Raw genomic sequence first — 16,105 nt, 5'->3', positions numbered from 1 at the left:
TATATATTTATTCGGTATCTTGGTTTGGATCTGGGTCCGGATTAGGATCGGGATCAGGGGTCTCGACTGGTTTTTCCTCTTCTACCGTTCCAGGGTCAGTGGTATCATCCCCGCCCTCGACATCCTCTCCATTATTGCCATTTCCGTCATCCGTGTTGTTGCCATTTCCATCACCATTACCATTATTACCATTGTTGCCATTGCCATTATTGTCGTTATTGCCATTATTACCGTTATTGCCATTATTGTCGTTATTATCTTTATTGCCGTTTTCGCCATTGTTATTTTTGTCTTCGTCTTGTTTATCCTCTTCGCCTTCAGCAGGAGTTTCTTGTTCCGGATTTTCACCTTCGGCAGGATCTTCAATCTTCTCGTCCTCAGTATCCTCAGGGACTACCGCTTCAGCAGGTATTTTGACAGATGTACTCGCAGGATCACTTTGTTGGTTATCCACTAGAGCTACCACTGAGAAAGTATATTTACTTCCAGGGGTTGGATTAGGAATCGTTAAACTAGTATCCTTCGATTTTTTCAATACGCTCTGTGCGCCGCCGTCAACGGACATCTTAACCTCGAATTGGGTATTCCCATTACCTTTAGGATATGACCATGATAGATTGATTTCATTGCTTTCCTGGTTGTAAGAAGCGTTAATGCCAGGTGAGTCGATTTTTTCATATTCTGTCGTCACTTGTGTAGGCTCGTGACCTTTAACATAATATTCATAAGTGATTTTACTGCTTGGTGTATATTCATTGGCTTTAACAGCTGGATTCGAACCTTTGATGACTCCAACCTTCACAACACTGTCAGGTTGATCAAAGTCTTTCGTTTCTTTTGATTGGGCCATATGTTCCATTAAATTCTTAAAGATGAATTTAGGGATCCTTTGAGATGATTCACCCAGATATTCCATTTTCTCACCAGATGCATTATCATAACCAGCCCAAACCGCGACTGTATAATTGGTAGTGTAACCTGCCATCCAGCTATCTTTTACACCCGAAGATGGGATGTTGTTCGCTGCACGCTGTTCAGGCGTGAAGTTGGTTGAACCTGTTTTACCGGCTACCGGGAGACTAGGGATATTGGCTAACCTTCCTGTTCCATAAGGTTCTTTCATGACGCTTTTCAACATGTCCGTCACGATGAAAGCTGTTGAATCTTTCATGACCGGCTTTGATTCCGTCTTGTTTTTGATGGTTGTTTTATCACGTAAAACAATCTTTTTCACACTATGCGGTTCATTATAGATACCATTGTTTCCGAATGAACTGTATGCACCGGCAAGTTCAAGTGTAGAAACATCCTTACCGCCGCCCAATGCTGCCGATTCGGTAATCTCCTTGTCGAAAGGAATCCCAAGATCAGTGGCAAAATCACGTGCCCGGTCCAATCCGACTGCTTGAAGCGTTTTTAAGGCAGGGATATTTAATGACCGTGCCAGTGCTTCCCGAGTCGTTACAGTGCCATAATGTCGTCCTGAAGCATTTTTAAGCGGTGTTCCATTACTGTAAGTGTATTCCTCATCCTTGATTTGGTGGTAGGTGGACCAATTTAAATATTCCACGGCAGGACCGTAATCCAGAATCGGCTTAATGGTCGAACCAGGTGATCGCTTGGCATCCGTTGCATAATTCCAGCCGCGTTTAACCGTCGTATTCCTGCCGCCGCCCACTGCTTTAATTTCACCAGTTTCTGTATCGAGTAATGTGACTCCGGCTTGGAGATCTTTACTTGGATAATTGATGATTTCATCACTGTTCAACATGTTATAAACATATTCTTGGGCATCTTTATCAATGGTCGTCTGGATTTCCAGACCATCGGTAAATACGTTATAGTCACCCATATCTCCGACTTCCTCAATTACCAAATCGATGAATGCATCGTATGCGGTCGTATCGATTTGGCTCTTATCGATTTCTTGAAGTCCTTCTGTTATATCGATGCTTTGTGCATTTTTCATTTCCGTTTCAGTGATATATCCATGTTTGTTCATTAAGTGCAGGACAATATCACGGCGTTCTTTCGCACGTTCAGGGTATTTATACGGGTCATACCTGCTTGGGCTTTGCGGTAATCCTACAAGCATGGCCGCTTCGTTCAATTTCAATTCGTTAAGATCTTTTCCATAATAAGTTTGTGATGCAGTTAAGATCCCGTTGGCACGGTTTGCAAAGAAAATCTTATTCACATACATTTCGAAAATTTCTTCTTTTGTATATTTTCTTTCAAGCTGTATGGATAGCCACATTTCCTGGACTTTCCTTTTAATGGTCTTATCAGGCGTTAAATAAGAACGCTTGATGACCTGCTGGGTCAATGTACTTGCACCCTCTGAGCCGAATCCGTTTTTGACGTTGGCTATGACGGCACTGCCCAGACGTAAGAAATCGACCCCGTGATGCTCATAAAAGCGGGAATCTTCCGTTGCCAGGAAAGCTTCTTCGACAAGATCGGGAATGTCTTCATAATTTACATAATCCCGGTTTTCCTTTCCGATTTCAGCAAGTAATTTACCATTTTCATCGAGAATCTTGGATGTGACCGGATCTTTTAAAAGCTTGTCGTCAAGTTCTGGAGCGTCGCTTATAAAATAAGCCATTGCAGCTCCTCCGGCAACCAGGCCTATTATTCCGAATGTAACAAGTATAAGGAAAATCCGCTTAAGCATATTGGTTGGTTTTTTAGGACTTTTATTCTGTCCCTTTTTTTGAGTCTGCCCCTGCTTTCGGCGTTCTTCTCTAGTATTATATTTTTCAGCCATTACAGCTAACCTGCCTTTCTAAAAAACTAAAAATTTTCTGAGATGAGCGAATCTACTACTTTAATATAGTCAATTCTCGGTTGAAAGCCAAGAGTAATCTTTCGTGAACTGCTTTCAACCTCTTGAAGAGTTATAGATTTGCGTCCGCCTTCTTTCATTCTCTTCCAATAAAAACTCAGTTGTTCGGAACTCATTAAATATATATCATCCATTGCGGAAAACCGGATGATGACAAACGCAATTCCGTCATGCTGAACGATATGCTTCATATGTTCAATTTGATGGTCATGAAAATTCTTCAGCGGGAACGAACTGCTGTTTTTCGTTTCCTTTGCCTCAAAATCAATGTACTTTCCTTTATAAACACCATTATAATCGGTGGTCGATGCTTGTTTGAAATAAGCTTCTTTAATGACTGCAGCACTTCTTTTCGGATAGTGGACATCGACAATTTGTATGGGTGTCGGTTTTTTATGGATGACGGCAATGCCGTGTGCTAAATAATACTGATTGGTTTCGTTCAAATCGTCTTCCAATGTTTTTCCCCGGTTGCTGTAACTGATTTTTTTTAGTGGACTTTTCTTTTCTTCCATAGCCTGCGGTACAAATCTTCGTCCGTTGGGATAATGAAATGCCACTTTTACCCCTCCTTTTTTTCACTTATCTATATTAGCAAAAAAAGAATCCAAAATGTGAATAAAAAGAATTGTTTCTTAGAACGATAGGATTTATGTACAACTATATGTCACAATTCATCGCTATAGAAAGGCTAGATGCGAATGTTAAAGACGGAAAAGCAGTTGCTCCGATCCATAAAAGCCCAAACTGCAAAAGGGAATAGGGATAATATATCAAGAACGAAAGCATATGAACAATTTTTTAGAATCCATCCAGAAATACAATGGTCTTTTTTAGCCGGTATGGTTTCCAGGAATGCAGGCTGGAATATGTGTGATCTTGAAGGGATTTGGTTTTCCAATTTACTTGGCCTTAAATACAGGCATCAATTATTCCTAACGTATGAAGAAGCCAACTGGAGAATATTCCAAGATGCATATCCGCAATTACTTCTCTATCATTATTCGACGAAATATGGACGTCCATTGTTTCACTTATGTCATTATTTTTTTATTACCAAATTCATGAAGAACGAATGGCATTCCTTTTGGAAATATGGAAATCGTGAAAAATTAGTCACTGCGCTTATCATAAATGAACAAAACATCATTGAAGAATCGGTTATTAAAAAGCAATCCTTCGTTTTTCATTCTCTGTTATTTTTCCTGCAGGATTGGATGCATTTTAGCACCGTTTTATTTCCTACTTGCAATGGAGAACTGTATGGATCGTCCGTTGCGCATTTTAGAAATATCGATAAAAGGATTGAATTGGGGAAAAGGTTGGCTGGACTTTTATTTTCTGAAGATTTATTTCCACTATTTTATGAATTTTCCTGCAGGACTGAACCAACGGGTGCCAGATATGATTATGAACAATATCGAAAAAAGCCTAGATACCATGAAACCCCGATGCTGAGAGGAGTATATCCATTGATTCATCATCAAGCAGGGGAGACAGAGCAATGGGATATGAAAAAAAAGGTTAAAAAAAAATGGTTCAAAGAACCCAAATGGGAAGAAGACCCGCATTTGACGGAATGGTATGATCATAAACAAAAGCAGCTGCACACGGCAGCAATAATCAAAAATTGGATTTTATAATAGGAAACAGGGAAGGCATCGATGAAGCCTTCCCTGTTTATCGTTCAGTATTTATTACTTACGTAGAGGGGCGGTTTTCTCCACTAAGTTTCGGGTTTCCCGTTCCTGCCTCTTTAGTGGGCGGCTTTTGTCGTTTTTCGTTTTTCTGCTGTCTGCTTTCATTCGACTGCATAAAATCACCTCCTGTCTGTATTCTTGTTTAAAACTCCATTCTTCATTCTGCCATTGTTGTCGAAGGGCATAATAAATTAAGTGAATTGCACTTTCTTTGCCGATTAGCTTCTAGTTTTGTCAGTCATGAAGGGCTTTCAGATAAAAAAAAGAATAGTACAGGTAAAGAATGGGAGGGATCAGCATGGTCAATAAAAGTGTCGCAACAGAAGAGATATTAAGGATGATAGCTGAGATCAGTACCAGCCTGGATCGTTTGGAAATTTCATATGGGGAAACTGTAAATACAGTGCGGTGTAAACTATGGGCGGAACAATATACATTAGTTAATGAAGCCCAGGAAGCCATTGAGAAAGCCGAGGATTATTGGGTGAATGCTGAAGGTGTGAACCACTCCTTTTCCATTGTTCCGGAAAAAACAATTATAAAACACAAGGTTTTCACTGAATTGCACGTATAATCCGCAGGAATTTCATTTTATGGAGAACTGGATTATACTAAGGGAAACAAATGTACGGAGGAATATATTGTGCAAAAAGAAAAACTGCAGCTGTTAACAGAACAATTGATTAAATATACGGACCAGGCAGATGATATTTATGAGGGTGTACGCCTGGAAGGAAAGGAAAAGGATTTCTTTTCGGAAGTAAAGCCGTTTGCAGATCAGGTCAGGACCGTATGCATCGAATGGGAAACCGGAATGAAGGAGTGGATGAAAGAAACCGAATTTAGGCATCTTTTCCCCGAGCAAATCGAACAAACCGCCCATAACCTTTCTGATGTGGCCGTTCAGGCATTTTTTCCTAAAACAAGTTATAAGCGATTTAAAAGCCATGTCCAGTCGATCGAATTCATCCTTAATAATGTAAAAACGGAAATCGATCGGATTTTATCATAAAAACACCTACACTTTATTCCTTCTTTTTTCATATATTATCAGAACCATGTAATGAAAAAGAGGAGGGCTTATTGTCATGATGAGATCCGGTTATAACCAAATCTCCCCAAATCAAGGACAGTTTCCTCAATCAATGGAAAATTGGGGAGGATACCAACAGCCAATGCCGTATCCTCCGCCAAATAATCATAATCTTGAACAACCATTTATGTATCCATATCATTACCAGGATACAGGGGGCTATATGACGCCATATCATGATCCTTATCAGCAGGCAGCGTATCACCCATTTCAACCAGTCCCGCAGCAGGCGATGCCCGTGGGAGCTTATCCGGGCAACAGTGTTATGCAGCCAATGGCACAAATGCAGCCAATGGCACAAATGCAGCCAATCCAGTCCAATCTTCAGCCGCAAGCTTTTAGTCCGTTCGCAAATCCGTTACAGCCAGCTAAAAGACCTCCGCAAAGTCAGCAGCAGGCTCATAATCCATATCCAAAGCAGCAGTTCATGCAAAAACCCCAGCCATCGGGTTTCAAATCGGTCATGAATCAATTCAAAACACAGGATGGCTCCATGGATATAACGAAGATGATGAACACAGCTGGACAAATGATGAATACAGTTTCCCAAGTATCTTCAATGGTCAAAGGAGTAGGGGGCTTCTTCAAAGCATAGATGGTGAATAAAGAAAAAAGCAGACTTACAAGTGACCAGCCACTTTTTTAAGTCTGCTTTTATTCATGCCTAATGGATTTCAATCCGATTCCCCCTGATTTTGGGTAGGTGAAGCGTGAGGATGCCATCGCGATGTCGAGCGGTCACATTTGCTTCATCAATCGGTTTTGGAAAGGAAATGGTTCTTGAAAAAGTACCGGCTGAAACTTCCTTTTGGAACAATCCTTGATTTTTATCCTTTCTATCTCCATGCTTTGCAGATATGGTTACGGAATGGGCCAGTACATCAATTGATATTTGGCTGCGTGGAATTCCGGGCAAGGTGGCAGTTAGGGTATATTCTGAATGCGTTTCATGAATATCAACCGGAAAGCTGCGTTCTTTCGCCGAGCCGAAGAAATCGTCAAGGGATTTCAGCATGCCTTTAGGTGGCCTTTCGGAAAACAGCCGATCCATTTTGTTAATGAAATGGGAAAAGGGTTCCATTCGATTCCGGTTATTATTTTTTTCAGAAGAGGTCATCACGGTGCTCCTTTCTAAAAAATTCCTTTGCCTATAAGCTATGTGAGGAATGAAGAAATGTGAATGGACTGTTGGGTTTCAGATTCAGGTCCATAGGGAATAACGGTACTGAATGATTAATAAAGGAAATGAGGGATTAATATGACAGATAGCAAGCTTTCCTACATAGATACCGGGAAAGGAAAGGAGACATTGTTGTTTATCCATGGATTTTGCGGAAGCCATGAATATTGGAGCGACATCATTGCTGGATTAAAGGAAGAATACCGGGTTATTGCCGTTGATTTACGGGGACATGGTGCAAGTGAGGAAATAGGGGAGTCTTTCTCGATTGAAGATATGGCAGCTGATATTGCGTCATTTTTGGAAGAACTGGAAATCGGACAGGTATATATGTTTGGTCATTCGCTTGGGGGATATATCACCTTGGCATTCGCAGAAAGGTTTCCTGGGAAATTGTCTGGTTTTTCATTGGTACATTCCACCGCTTTCCCGGATGATGAGACTGGAAAGGCGGGGCGCTTAAAATCAGTCGAGAAAATCGAAAGTGAGGGAATCCCTGCTTTCATTGATGGACTTATACCGAAGCTTTTCGCTCATTCCGATGATCCCAATATTGAACATACAAAGGAAATCGGATATAAAACAAGTGAAATTGGTGCGATAGGGTCTTTACATGCCATGAGGAACAGAATGGACAGAAATCATGTTCTCGAAGATACGAAGTTGCCTGTCCTTTTGGTTGCAGGTGAAAAGGATAAGGTGATTCCCGTTGAAAAAACCTTTTCTGTAAAAGGGAGCCATATCAATGAAGTAATACTTAAGGGCAGCGGCCATATGGGAATGTTGGAAGCTCCAGGCAGACTAATTGAAGAAATCATTCGCTTTGTCGAGAAGAATTAAGTGAAAATAATGACCGGGCTGGAAACGAGATGTTGACGTTTCCAGCTTTTTTTTTTGAATAGGAAATAGTTTCCCTTTTGCATAGAACGTTCATTCGGTAGAATAGGAGGATGAGGTGGTTAAATGAAACTGCGAAAAAATTTACTGGAAGTCATAAAGGATCTAAAAACAAATGAAGATTTTAAAGAAAATATAGTACATTGGCAAGTCATTGAAGCAAAGGAGGCAAAACATGTTCCCTTTCCCGAAGCAATGAATGATAAGATCAAGCATGCTCTTGAAAAACGGGGGATTAATGGGTTGTATACCCATCAGGCAACTGCATTTGATACTGCTGTCAGCGGCAATAGCCTTGTAGCGGTAACACCTACAGCTTCTGGTAAAACATTATGCTATAACTTGCCGGTCCTTCAAAAAATACTGGAAGATGAAAAAACCAGGGCGCTTTATATTTTTCCGACAAAAGCACTGAGCTATGATCAAAAAAGCGAATTGAATGAAATGATTCATGAAATGGATGCTGAAATAAATAGTTATACATACGATGGGGACACACCTTCAAATATCAGGCAAAAAATCCGCCAGGCCGGACATATCGTGATCACCAATCCTGATATGCTCCATTCAGGAATCCTGCCCCATCATACGAAATGGGTCTCTTTATTTGAAAATTTGAAGTATGTGGTCATCGATGAACTTCATATTTACCGCGGCGTTTTCGGAAGTCATACAGCCAACGTCATTAGAAGGTTAAAAAGGATTTGCAACTTTTATGGAAGCGACCCTGTATTCATCTGTACTTCCGCTACAATCAATAACCCAAAAGAGTTGGCAGAAGAGCTTACGGAAAAACAAATGGTCCTTATCGATAATAACGGAGCCCCGAGTGGGAAAAAGCATTTTGTGTTTTACAATCCCCCAATAGTCAATAAACCGCTGAACATACGCCGGAGTGCGGTTTTGGAAGTCAGGAAGCTGGCAAATGAATTTTTGAAAAATAAAATTCAAACCATCGTTTTTGCGCGAAGCAGGGTTCGTGTGGAAATTCTATTGACATATTTACAGGAGCTTGTATCAAAGCAATTGGGGCCAAAATCAATCAGGGGCTATCGCGGCGGATATCTGCCAACACAGCGTAGGGAAATTGAACAAGGCCTTAGGGATGGTTCCATTTATGGAGTGGTGTCCACAAATGCACTTGAGTTGGGTGTCGATATCGGCCAGCTTCAGGTTTGCATAATGACTGGTTACCCTGGATCCATATCGAGTGCCTGGCAACAGGCGGGACGGGCAGGAAGGAGACATGGTGAAGCATTGATCATCATGGTTGGCAGTTCCAGTGCCCTTGATCAATATATCGTACAGCATCCCGATTATTTCTTTACCAGAAATCCAGAAACGGCAAGAATCAATCCGGATAATCTTTTGATCCTGGTTGATCATGTAAAATGTGCAGCATATGAGCTGCCATTTAAAAAAGGCGATACATTTGGGAAAACAGAGATTATGGACGTTCTTGAATTCCTTACAGAAGAAAGGGTCTTACACTTGAATGGGGACAAATGGCATTGGATGAATGATGCTTTTCCCGCAAGCAATATCAGCCTGCGTTCAGCGGCACAGGAAAATGTCGTGATCATCGACCAAACGAATGCACCGGTTAATCGGGTCATCGGGGAAATGGATACGTTCAGTGCAATGACCCTTCTCCACGATGAAGCCATTTATTTGCACCAGGGAATTCAATTTCAGGTGGAAGAACTTGATTGGGATGAAAAGAAAGCTTATGTACGAGAAGTCAATGTGGACTATTATACGGATGCTAACCTTGCTGTCCAGTTGTCTGTATTGGAAGTCGATAAACAGCGATCTTTCGCTTCCACATCAGCTGCTTTTGGTGATGTCGCAATCCGGGCAATGCCTACGATCTTCAAGAAAATCAAATTCGAAACTCATGAAAATATTGGTTCAGGACCAATCAGTCTTCCGGAGATGGAGCTGCATACGAGTTCGGCCATGCTTTCCATGGATTCTGATATATTCAATTGGGACGAAAATCGAATAGAACAAGGAATGATAGGAGCCTCCCATGCACTGAATTACATGATTCCGCTATATGTTATGTGCGATCCGCATGATATCCATGTGTATCCGCAGGTTAAGGCAGCGCATAATGAAAAACCGACCATTTTCATCTATGATAGTTATCCGGGTGGCATAGGGTTAAGTGATAAAGTATATGAAAACTCTGAAGTCATCCTGATGGAAACAATATCAATGATCGAGAATTGCACTTGTGAAAGCGGCTGTCCTTCCTGTATTGGAACGGAATCCGCAACGAAAACAGCCAAGAGTGATGCCAAACAATTATTAGGTCAATTTTGTAAGCAAAAACATTAATAGATTACAGGGATCCGTGAAAAGAGGTGTAATTTCATGTCTTTAAAAAATAAACTAAACCGTATGAAAACCCATATGAACCTAGAGAAACATACTTCTCCTATAGAAGTAATTGACCAGAAAGAGAATGAAGAAATTCCTTACTTGGAAAAGTGGCTGGAGAACGATACCGTTTCCTTTCATTTCGATGGTGACTATTGTTTCATTAGGGAAGTCCGCTACCCTATAAATCACAAACACGGCTTATATGCATTTTCCGAGCTGAAAAAGGTCGTAAAGGAGTGGAATCAAGCTTCATTGGAGCATCCACTCTCCGCCAAGGGCGTTAAAAGTGAAGATCTGTTTTTCTTCGATACGGAAACGACAGGGCTTGGAGGCGGAGCGGGCAATACCATTTTTTTACTTGGCTATGCGTATTTAGAAGGTGAAGAAGTTGTCGTGAAGCAACATATCCTTCCGCAGCCAGGAAGTGAAATCCCGCTTTATCAAAGCTTTCTGGAAAACATCAATTACGAAACCCTTGTCACATATAATGGTAAATCCTTTGATTGGCCTCAGCTAAAAACAAGACATACCTTGATAAAAGAACATGTACCAAAACTACCGGAGTTCGGACATTTTGATTTGTATCATGCTTCAAGGCGCCTTTGGAGAAACAAATTGGAGCGAGTGAAATTATCTGCGGTCGAAACAGATATTCTAGGTGTACATAGAGAGGATGATATTCCTGGATATTTGGCGCCCATGATTTATTTTGATTTTGTTGAGAGGAAGAATCCGGAAATTCTGTTTGGGATCATGAAGCATAATGAATGGGATATCTTATCACTGATCACATTGTATATTCATTTGTCCCGAAAAATCCTCCAAATCGATGGATATACGGAAGAGTCCATGGAGATTGCACGATGGCTCGATTATTTGGGAAAAAAAGAGGAATCAGTTGAGACATATCAAAAAATATTGGAAGCGGGAAGTGAGGAAGATCGGATAATGGCTGGTCATGCCTTAGCTTTCCAGAAAAAGAAGCTAAAACAATTCAATGAAGCTTTGGAGATTTGGAAGGAAGTTGCCTTAAAAGGGAATGTGCAAATAAGGATACAGGCGCAGATTGAATGTGCAAAATTATACGAACATCAATTTAAGGAAGTCGGTCATGCTCTAAAATGTTCAATAATCGCCCATCAAGAGATGGTAAGAGAAGGGATCACTCAGGAAAAAAAACAATTGGAATTGGAAAAGAGGATTCGGCGGCTCGAAAAGAAAGAAGGTTCAAAGGATATTTCTGTATAAAATAAAGGAATGAGAATGGTCTTTTAGTGCAAAAGGATGAAAATAAAAAATATGTATTCAATTATTGTAGCCTTCAACTATTGTGTGTAAAATGGAAAGAGTTGAGGGTGAAATTCCAAGCGTTCATTTCATACCTTTACATCAAATAAAATTAAGGTGAAAGCGGAGCGGAGAAATGTATAAAACGACTTTATTTCTATTTTTTGTTGTCCTTTGTTTAACGATTGTTTTATTTACTTCATTAAAAGACAGTCTCTATTCCTTTTTGTAGAAAATCACCCTCCATATTTGAAGAGATAGCATTCATATAATAGTGTACTTATCGACAGCCATACATCGTTTTATACTTATTCTGTATAATTAGGTCATTTCATCAGTACACGTATCCCCTTTTTTTCATAGTCTGTAATGGTAAGACTAAACTTATCATGATGAAAGGGGACGTATTATAAATGTATTTTCGTAATTGTGGAGGAAATAAACCCAATGTAATGGGAATATCCAACAATGTAATGGGAGCATACGGGAACGCACCTGGAGTAATGGGCGCATCAACCGGTAAATACCCCAACAACGTAATGGGCGCATCAACCGGTAAAAACCCCAATAATGTAATGGGGGCGTCAACCGGTAAAAACTCTAACGTAATGGGAGCCTATAGTCCATCGGCTGTGTCTCCAGCGCAATATGGTCCAACACAAACATCTCCATCTCAAGTTGCCCCAGCGCAAGTTTCTCCAACACAGCAATATGTCAATACGAATGTATCGAACACAGTGATTCCTGTCGTTCATCCATCACATACTACAAATGTCAATAAACATGTGAACACGTTTAAGCATTATTTCCCGCATACTCAATCCGTGGTGAACGAGTGCTATAATCAACACTTGATTTGTGGAATGCCGCCGCAAAACCCATGCTGTCCGCCTAAGCATTTCGGATACTAAAAAATAAGGGCTTATCAAGCCCTTGTTTTCTTATATAATCATGTTAAAAGGGAGATTGACTATGCAATGAAGGTTTTGTATATGACCGGCTACAAAGCTTTTGAATTCGGGATATTTAAAAATGATCATGAAGCCGTAAAATATATAAAGAAAGCGATGAAACAGCGTCTCCTGCCATTGGTGGAAGATGGGCTGGAATGGGTGATCATCTCAGGTCAGTTGGGTACGGAATTATGGGCTGCCGAAGTGGTTTTCGAATTACAGGAAGAATTTCAACAGCTTAAATTAGGTGTGCTTACTCCTTTCCTGAAACAGGAAGAGTCATGGAATGAAACGAATCAAGAGTTTTACCGATCCACATTGGCCCGTGCCGATTTTGTTGAATCGATTTTCAACAAACCATATGAAGGGCCCGAACAGCTTAAAATCAAAAATAGGTATATGGTCCATAAAAGCGATGCCATGCTCATCATTTTCGAAGCCGAAAAAGAGGGATCAGCCCGATATCCTTATTTCGAAGCGTTGAAAAAAGCTGAAACACAGCCATACCCCATCTTTCAGATAAACTTTGATGATTTGCAATCGGCTGCGGAAGAAGCGAGCTGGTCCGAAGAATGAGAGAAAATAATTATGGATTAAAAGTTGTTTCTAAAGCATAATCATATTATTATGAAATTTAGATACAGTTTTAATGGGAATACATACCGTTCACTGAAACAGTAAGATACAAAAAGGTGTTTCGTTGACAAACCCAAGCAGATTTGAAAAAATAATAAAAAGTCGATTGTATTGGCGAAAGTATTGAGGTGAAGTCTTATGCTATCCGATAAGATAAAATTAACGGCTAAAGATATTCTTGAAAAAGATTTTAAAACAGCCATGCGCGGGTATAAACCTGAAGATGTGGATCAATTCCTGGATCTGATCATTAAAGATTATGAAGTGTTCCATCAGGAAATTGAAGATCTTAAACAAGAAAATCTTAAATTGAAAAAACAAGCCGACGAGAGTACAAAACGTCCAAATCAACCTGCTCCAAGTGCTACCCCGGGAACCACTAACTTTGACATCCTTAAACGGTTATCCAACTTGGAAAAGCACGTTTTTGGTAACAAGCTTTTTGATTGAGGTTTTGCATTGTAAAAGTAAAAATTATTGTGGTATTGTGTTTTCGTGAATAATGGAGTATAATCAATTATGTTATGTTAACGTTTGGGTAATTGCTGCTGCATTTATGCAGTAGAGGAAAGTCCATGCTCGCACGGACTGCGATGTCCGTAGTGTTCGTGCCTGGCGAAAAAATAAGCTTGGGCAGCAATCTTGGATTGCTGACGGCTGGGAAAATGCCTAAGTCCTTTTGGATATGGCATGAATACCTATAAAAGTGCCACAGTGACGTAGCCTTTACAGAAATGTAAAGGGTGGAACGAGGTAAACCCCACGAGCGAGAAACCCAAATTAATGGTAGGGGCGCTTTCTTCCTTGGAAATGAACGAGGAGAAGGACAGAAGCACATGCTTCTGTAGATAGATGATTACCGCCGAAGTACGAGACGCGAGTCGCTTGCAGTACTGAGGAACAAAACATGGCTTACAAAACGTTATCATATTACACCAAAAGCACAACTCTCCTTTTAAAAGGAGAGTTTTTGTTTATGGAGATTGCCCTAAAAAAGATTGGGCATTTCCTTTTATTTTTCGTTTTTTGAAACTCCGCTGTGTTAAACTTAGAACTTGGCAAGTTTTTCATACCATTCGAAAAGTGTCCAGCGTAAAGAAAATGGCTTGAATGAAGTCTTCGGAAACGTTGTTAAAAATAGTGTTGGAATGTTAAGCATTCCTTGATTCTGGGTATCCTATTTATAAAGGTTCCTTAATTCTTCTGTTAGCTGAAGGCGGATAATGGATGGGAACCATACATAATTGGTTTGGCTGATTTCAATCATATAATTGCAGCGATTGTCTTAAGGTGCAGTGATAATAGTGTAAAGCTTTAATTTCACGGTAATCCATAGACGTTCCCGCTATATGGATCATGATAGAAGCTAGGCCAACAATGAAGAATTCTAACGACAAGATAAATGGTAGTGGACCTTTTAAATAAGGTTTACATGTAAAAAATCAATGCCTGCTTCTAAAATACATAAATGAAGAAGTTCGTGAAAAGGTGCCATTGATTTGGATTAATGGAAAGAAGGTGCAGAAATAATGAAACAATTCGATATTATCGCAACATCAGCAATGGGATTGGAATCAATTGTTGCCAAGGAGGTTCGGGATCTTGGTTACGATTGTCAAGTCGAAAATGGTAAAATCACGTATAAAGGGGATCAATCCGCCATTGCCCGCTCTAATTTATGGCTGCGTACTGCCGATAGGGTGAAAATTAAAGTCGCGGAATTTAAAGCATATTCATTTGATGAGTTGTTTGAAAAAACAAAGGCATTGAATTGGGAAGATTACTTATCGGCCGATGTCGAGTTCCCCGTGAGTGGAAAATCCGTTAAGTCAAAGCTATACAGTGTCCCTGATTGTCAGGCAATTGTCAAAAAGGCAATTGTTGATAGATTGAAAAGTAAATACAAGCAAGTGTCTTGGTTTGCCGAGACTGGTCCTTTGTTTAAAATTGAAGTATCTATTTTAAAAGATGTTGTGACACTTACCATGGACACTTCAGGTGCAGGTCTGCATAAACGGGGATATCGAACCGGGCAGGGGGAGGCACCTCTTAAAGAAACATTGGCGGCTGCGTTAATCATGCTGACCAATTGGAAAGCGGATAAACCTTTCATTGATCCATTTTGTGGATCTGGAACGATTCCCATCGAGGCGGCCTTAATTGGTCAGAACATAGCGCCTGGGTTTAATAGGGAATTCGTATCTGAAACTTGGTCATGGATGGACAGCAAGGTTTGGGATGAAGCACGGATCGAGGCTGAAGATTTAGCCGATTATGATCAGTACTTGGACATAACCGGTTGTGATATTGACCATCGAATGGTCGATATAGCAAAAGCTAATAGTTTTGAAGCCGGTCTTGGTGATCTGGTTGAATTTAAACAAATGCAGGTGAGGGATATCTCAACCAGGAAAGAGTATGGTGTCATTGTCGGGAACCCGCCTTATGGAGAACGTCTTGGCGAGAAAAAAGCGGTTGAGCAGATGTATAGGGAAATGGGCCAAGCCTTCAAGAAGCTTGATACTTGGTCAGTATACATGATTACCTCCAACCCTGACTTCGAACAGCATTATGGTAAGCCTGCAACGAAAAAAAGGAAATTGTTCAATGGTTTCATCCGTGCTGACCTTTATCAATATTGGGGGAAAAGGCCGCCAAGACAGCCTCAAGGTGAATAAGTAGGTAGAATATAACGGAGGATTTTGCTAGTCAGGACGATTTATTCATAATAGGTTCCAGTCTTGCTTATCATTTCCTTTTCTGTTATTCTAATAATGAATTATTTTTGTTCAGATTTAAGGAATACCTTAATATTCTTTTGAACAAGGATAGTAATATAATGTGTGGAGAACACACTAGGAGGCAACAAAAATGGAACAAGGTAAAGTAAAATGGTTTAACGCAGAAAAAGGTTTTGGATTCATCGAACGTGAAGGTGGAGACGATGTATTCGTACATTTCTCAGCTATCCAAGGCGAAGGTTTCAAAACTCTTGAAGAAGGCCAAGACGTTACATTTGATGTAGAACAAGGTCAACGTGGACCACAAGCATCAAACGTAAACAAAGCTTAATTCAACCCTATATTATTTACAGACAGGCTCTCTTTTGGAGCCTGTCTTTTA

Annotated in this window: 15 protein-coding genes and 1 other RNA gene; 13 read left to right on the top strand and 3 right to left on the bottom strand. The window is 40.3% G+C overall.

What is annotated here, in order from left to right:
* Nucleotides 1-7: 7 nt before the first annotated feature.
* A complete protein-coding gene (locus tag ACJ9PY_RS16320; RefSeq protein WP_187049691.1) occupies nt 8-2,770 on the bottom strand; it encodes a PBP1A family penicillin-binding protein in 2,763 nt (920 codons plus the stop codon).
* 26 nt (nt 2,771-2,796) lie between these two features.
* Nucleotides 2,797-3,408 carry a Holliday junction resolvase RecU gene (gene recU / locus ACJ9PY_RS16315; protein WP_034307899.1) on the bottom strand — a complete coding sequence of 204 codons (612 nt, stop codon included), beginning with the start codon at nt 3,406-3,408 and terminating at the stop codon, nt 2,797-2,799.
* Between the two features lie 141 nt (nt 3,409-3,549).
* Here recU and ACJ9PY_RS16310 point away from each other — a divergent pair, with 141 nt between their 5' ends.
* The 4 genes from ACJ9PY_RS16310 to ACJ9PY_RS16295 all read left to right on the top strand — a co-directional run bounded on the left by ACJ9PY_RS16310 (nt 3,550) and on the right by ACJ9PY_RS16295 (nt 6,236).
* Entirely contained in the window at nt 3,550-4,491 is a 942-nt protein-coding gene (locus ACJ9PY_RS16310) for a DUF2515 family protein (protein WP_411738588.1), read from the top strand.
* 355 nt (nt 4,492-4,846) lie between these two features.
* Nucleotides 4,847-5,122 (top strand): hypothetical protein, encoded by a 276-nt coding sequence (locus ACJ9PY_RS16305; RefSeq protein WP_048688368.1) that lies wholly within the window; start codon nt 4,847-4,849, stop codon nt 5,120-5,122.
* 69 nt (nt 5,123-5,191) lie between these two features.
* Entirely contained in the window at nt 5,192-5,560 is a 369-nt protein-coding gene (locus ACJ9PY_RS16300) for a YppE family protein (protein ID WP_054400300.1), read from the top strand.
* A 76-nt stretch (nt 5,561-5,636) separates the two neighbouring features.
* Nucleotides 5,637-6,236 (top strand): YppG family protein, encoded by a 600-nt coding sequence (locus tag ACJ9PY_RS16295; protein ID WP_411738587.1) that lies wholly within the window; start codon nt 5,637-5,639, stop codon nt 6,234-6,236.
* Between the two features lie 69 nt (nt 6,237-6,305).
* Here ACJ9PY_RS16295 and ACJ9PY_RS16290 read toward each other — a convergent pair whose 3' ends face one another.
* Nucleotides 6,306-6,758, bottom strand: a complete 453-nt coding sequence (locus tag ACJ9PY_RS16290) for an Hsp20/alpha crystallin family protein (protein WP_057277819.1) — start codon at nt 6,756-6,758, stop codon at nt 6,306-6,308.
* A gap of 141 nt (nt 6,759-6,899) precedes the next feature.
* On the opposite strand from ACJ9PY_RS16290, the gene ACJ9PY_RS16285 reads away from it, so the two are divergent.
* The 9 genes from ACJ9PY_RS16285 to ACJ9PY_RS16245 all read left to right on the top strand — a co-directional run bounded on the left by ACJ9PY_RS16285 (nt 6,900) and on the right by ACJ9PY_RS16245 (nt 16,054).
* Nucleotides 6,900-7,661, top strand: a complete 762-nt coding sequence (locus ACJ9PY_RS16285; protein WP_098186732.1) for an alpha/beta fold hydrolase — start codon at nt 6,900-6,902, stop codon at nt 7,659-7,661.
* A gap of 123 nt (nt 7,662-7,784) precedes the next feature.
* The gene (locus ACJ9PY_RS16280) at nt 7,785-10,061 is read left to right on the top strand and encodes a DEAD/DEAH box helicase (protein WP_411738586.1); all 2,277 of its coding nucleotides are present in this window, start codon (nt 7,785-7,787) and stop codon (nt 10,059-10,061) included.
* A 36-nt stretch (nt 10,062-10,097) separates the two neighbouring features.
* Nucleotides 10,098-11,354: a ribonuclease H-like domain-containing protein gene (locus ACJ9PY_RS16275; protein WP_098864332.1), complete on the top strand. Its 1,257-nt coding sequence runs from the start codon at nt 10,098-10,100 to the stop codon at nt 11,352-11,354.
* Between the two features lie 452 nt (nt 11,355-11,806).
* On the top strand, nt 11,807-12,304 hold the full coding sequence (locus tag ACJ9PY_RS16270) for a CotD family spore coat protein (RefSeq protein WP_411738585.1): 498 nt from the start codon (nt 11,807-11,809) through the stop codon (nt 12,302-12,304).
* A gap of 66 nt (nt 12,305-12,370) precedes the next feature.
* Nucleotides 12,371-12,922, top strand: coding sequence for a DUF1273 domain-containing protein (locus tag ACJ9PY_RS16265; RefSeq protein ID WP_411738584.1), 552 nt, complete (start codon nt 12,371-12,373; stop codon nt 12,920-12,922).
* Between the two features lie 198 nt (nt 12,923-13,120).
* Nucleotides 13,121-13,432: a cell division regulator GpsB gene (gene gpsB / locus ACJ9PY_RS16260; protein WP_034307876.1), complete on the top strand. Its 312-nt coding sequence runs from the start codon at nt 13,121-13,123 to the stop codon at nt 13,430-13,432.
* Nucleotides 13,433-13,512: 80 nt separating this feature from the next.
* An RNA gene (rnpB, locus tag ACJ9PY_RS16255) (RNase P RNA component class B) lies at nt 13,513-13,902 on the top strand.
* 609 nt (nt 13,903-14,511) lie between these two features.
* A complete protein-coding gene (locus tag ACJ9PY_RS16250; protein WP_063575774.1) occupies nt 14,512-15,660 on the top strand; it encodes a class I SAM-dependent RNA methyltransferase in 1,149 nt (382 codons plus the stop codon).
* Nucleotides 15,661-15,853: 193 nt separating this feature from the next.
* The gene (locus tag ACJ9PY_RS16245) at nt 15,854-16,054 is read left to right on the top strand and encodes a cold-shock protein (RefSeq protein ID WP_034307871.1); all 201 of its coding nucleotides are present in this window, start codon (nt 15,854-15,856) and stop codon (nt 16,052-16,054) included.
* Nucleotides 16,055-16,105: the final 51 nt, after the last annotated feature.

The sequence above is a fragment of the Peribacillus sp. S4 genome (genome assembly GCF_046715815.1).
GTDB classification, from domain to species: Bacteria; Bacillota; Bacilli; order Bacillales; family DSM-1321; genus Peribacillus; species Peribacillus frigoritolerans.
This window is presented reverse-complemented; position numbering and strand designations above follow the sequence as displayed.

What these genes read in the sequence shown, in the direction of transcription:
- ACJ9PY_RS16320 (WP_187049691.1), bottom strand. Translation starts at nt 2,770, where the DNA reads ATGGCTGAAAAATATAATACTAGAGAAGAACGCCGAAAGCAGGGGCAG.
- ACJ9PY_RS16310 (WP_411738588.1), top strand. Translation starts at nt 3,550, where the DNA reads ATGTTAAAGACGGAAAAGCAGTTGCTCCGATCCATAAAAGCCCAAACT.
- ACJ9PY_RS16305 (WP_048688368.1), top strand. Translation starts at nt 4,847, where the DNA reads ATGGTCAATAAAAGTGTCGCAACAGAAGAGATATTAAGGATGATAGCT.
- ACJ9PY_RS16295 (WP_411738587.1), top strand. Translation starts at nt 5,637, where the DNA reads ATGATGAGATCCGGTTATAACCAAATCTCCCCAAATCAAGGACAGTTT.
- ACJ9PY_RS16290 (WP_057277819.1), bottom strand. Translation starts at nt 6,758, where the DNA reads ATGACCTCTTCTGAAAAAAATAATAACCGGAATCGAATGGAACCCTTT.
- ACJ9PY_RS16285 (WP_098186732.1), top strand. Translation starts at nt 6,900, where the DNA reads ATGACAGATAGCAAGCTTTCCTACATAGATACCGGGAAAGGAAAGGAG.
- ACJ9PY_RS16280 (WP_411738586.1), top strand. Translation starts at nt 7,785, where the DNA reads ATGAAACTGCGAAAAAATTTACTGGAAGTCATAAAGGATCTAAAAACA.
- ACJ9PY_RS16275 (WP_098864332.1), top strand. Translation starts at nt 10,098, where the DNA reads ATGTCTTTAAAAAATAAACTAAACCGTATGAAAACCCATATGAACCTA.
- ACJ9PY_RS16270 (WP_411738585.1), top strand. Translation starts at nt 11,807, where the DNA reads ATGTATTTTCGTAATTGTGGAGGAAATAAACCCAATGTAATGGGAATA.
- ACJ9PY_RS16265 (WP_411738584.1), top strand. Translation starts at nt 12,371, where the DNA reads ATGAAGGTTTTGTATATGACCGGCTACAAAGCTTTTGAATTCGGGATA.
- gpsB (WP_034307876.1), top strand. Translation starts at nt 13,121, where the DNA reads ATGCTATCCGATAAGATAAAATTAACGGCTAAAGATATTCTTGAAAAA.
- ACJ9PY_RS16250 (WP_063575774.1), top strand. Translation starts at nt 14,512, where the DNA reads ATGAAACAATTCGATATTATCGCAACATCAGCAATGGGATTGGAATCA.
- ACJ9PY_RS16245 (WP_034307871.1), top strand. Translation starts at nt 15,854, where the DNA reads ATGGAACAAGGTAAAGTAAAATGGTTTAACGCAGAAAAAGGTTTTGGA.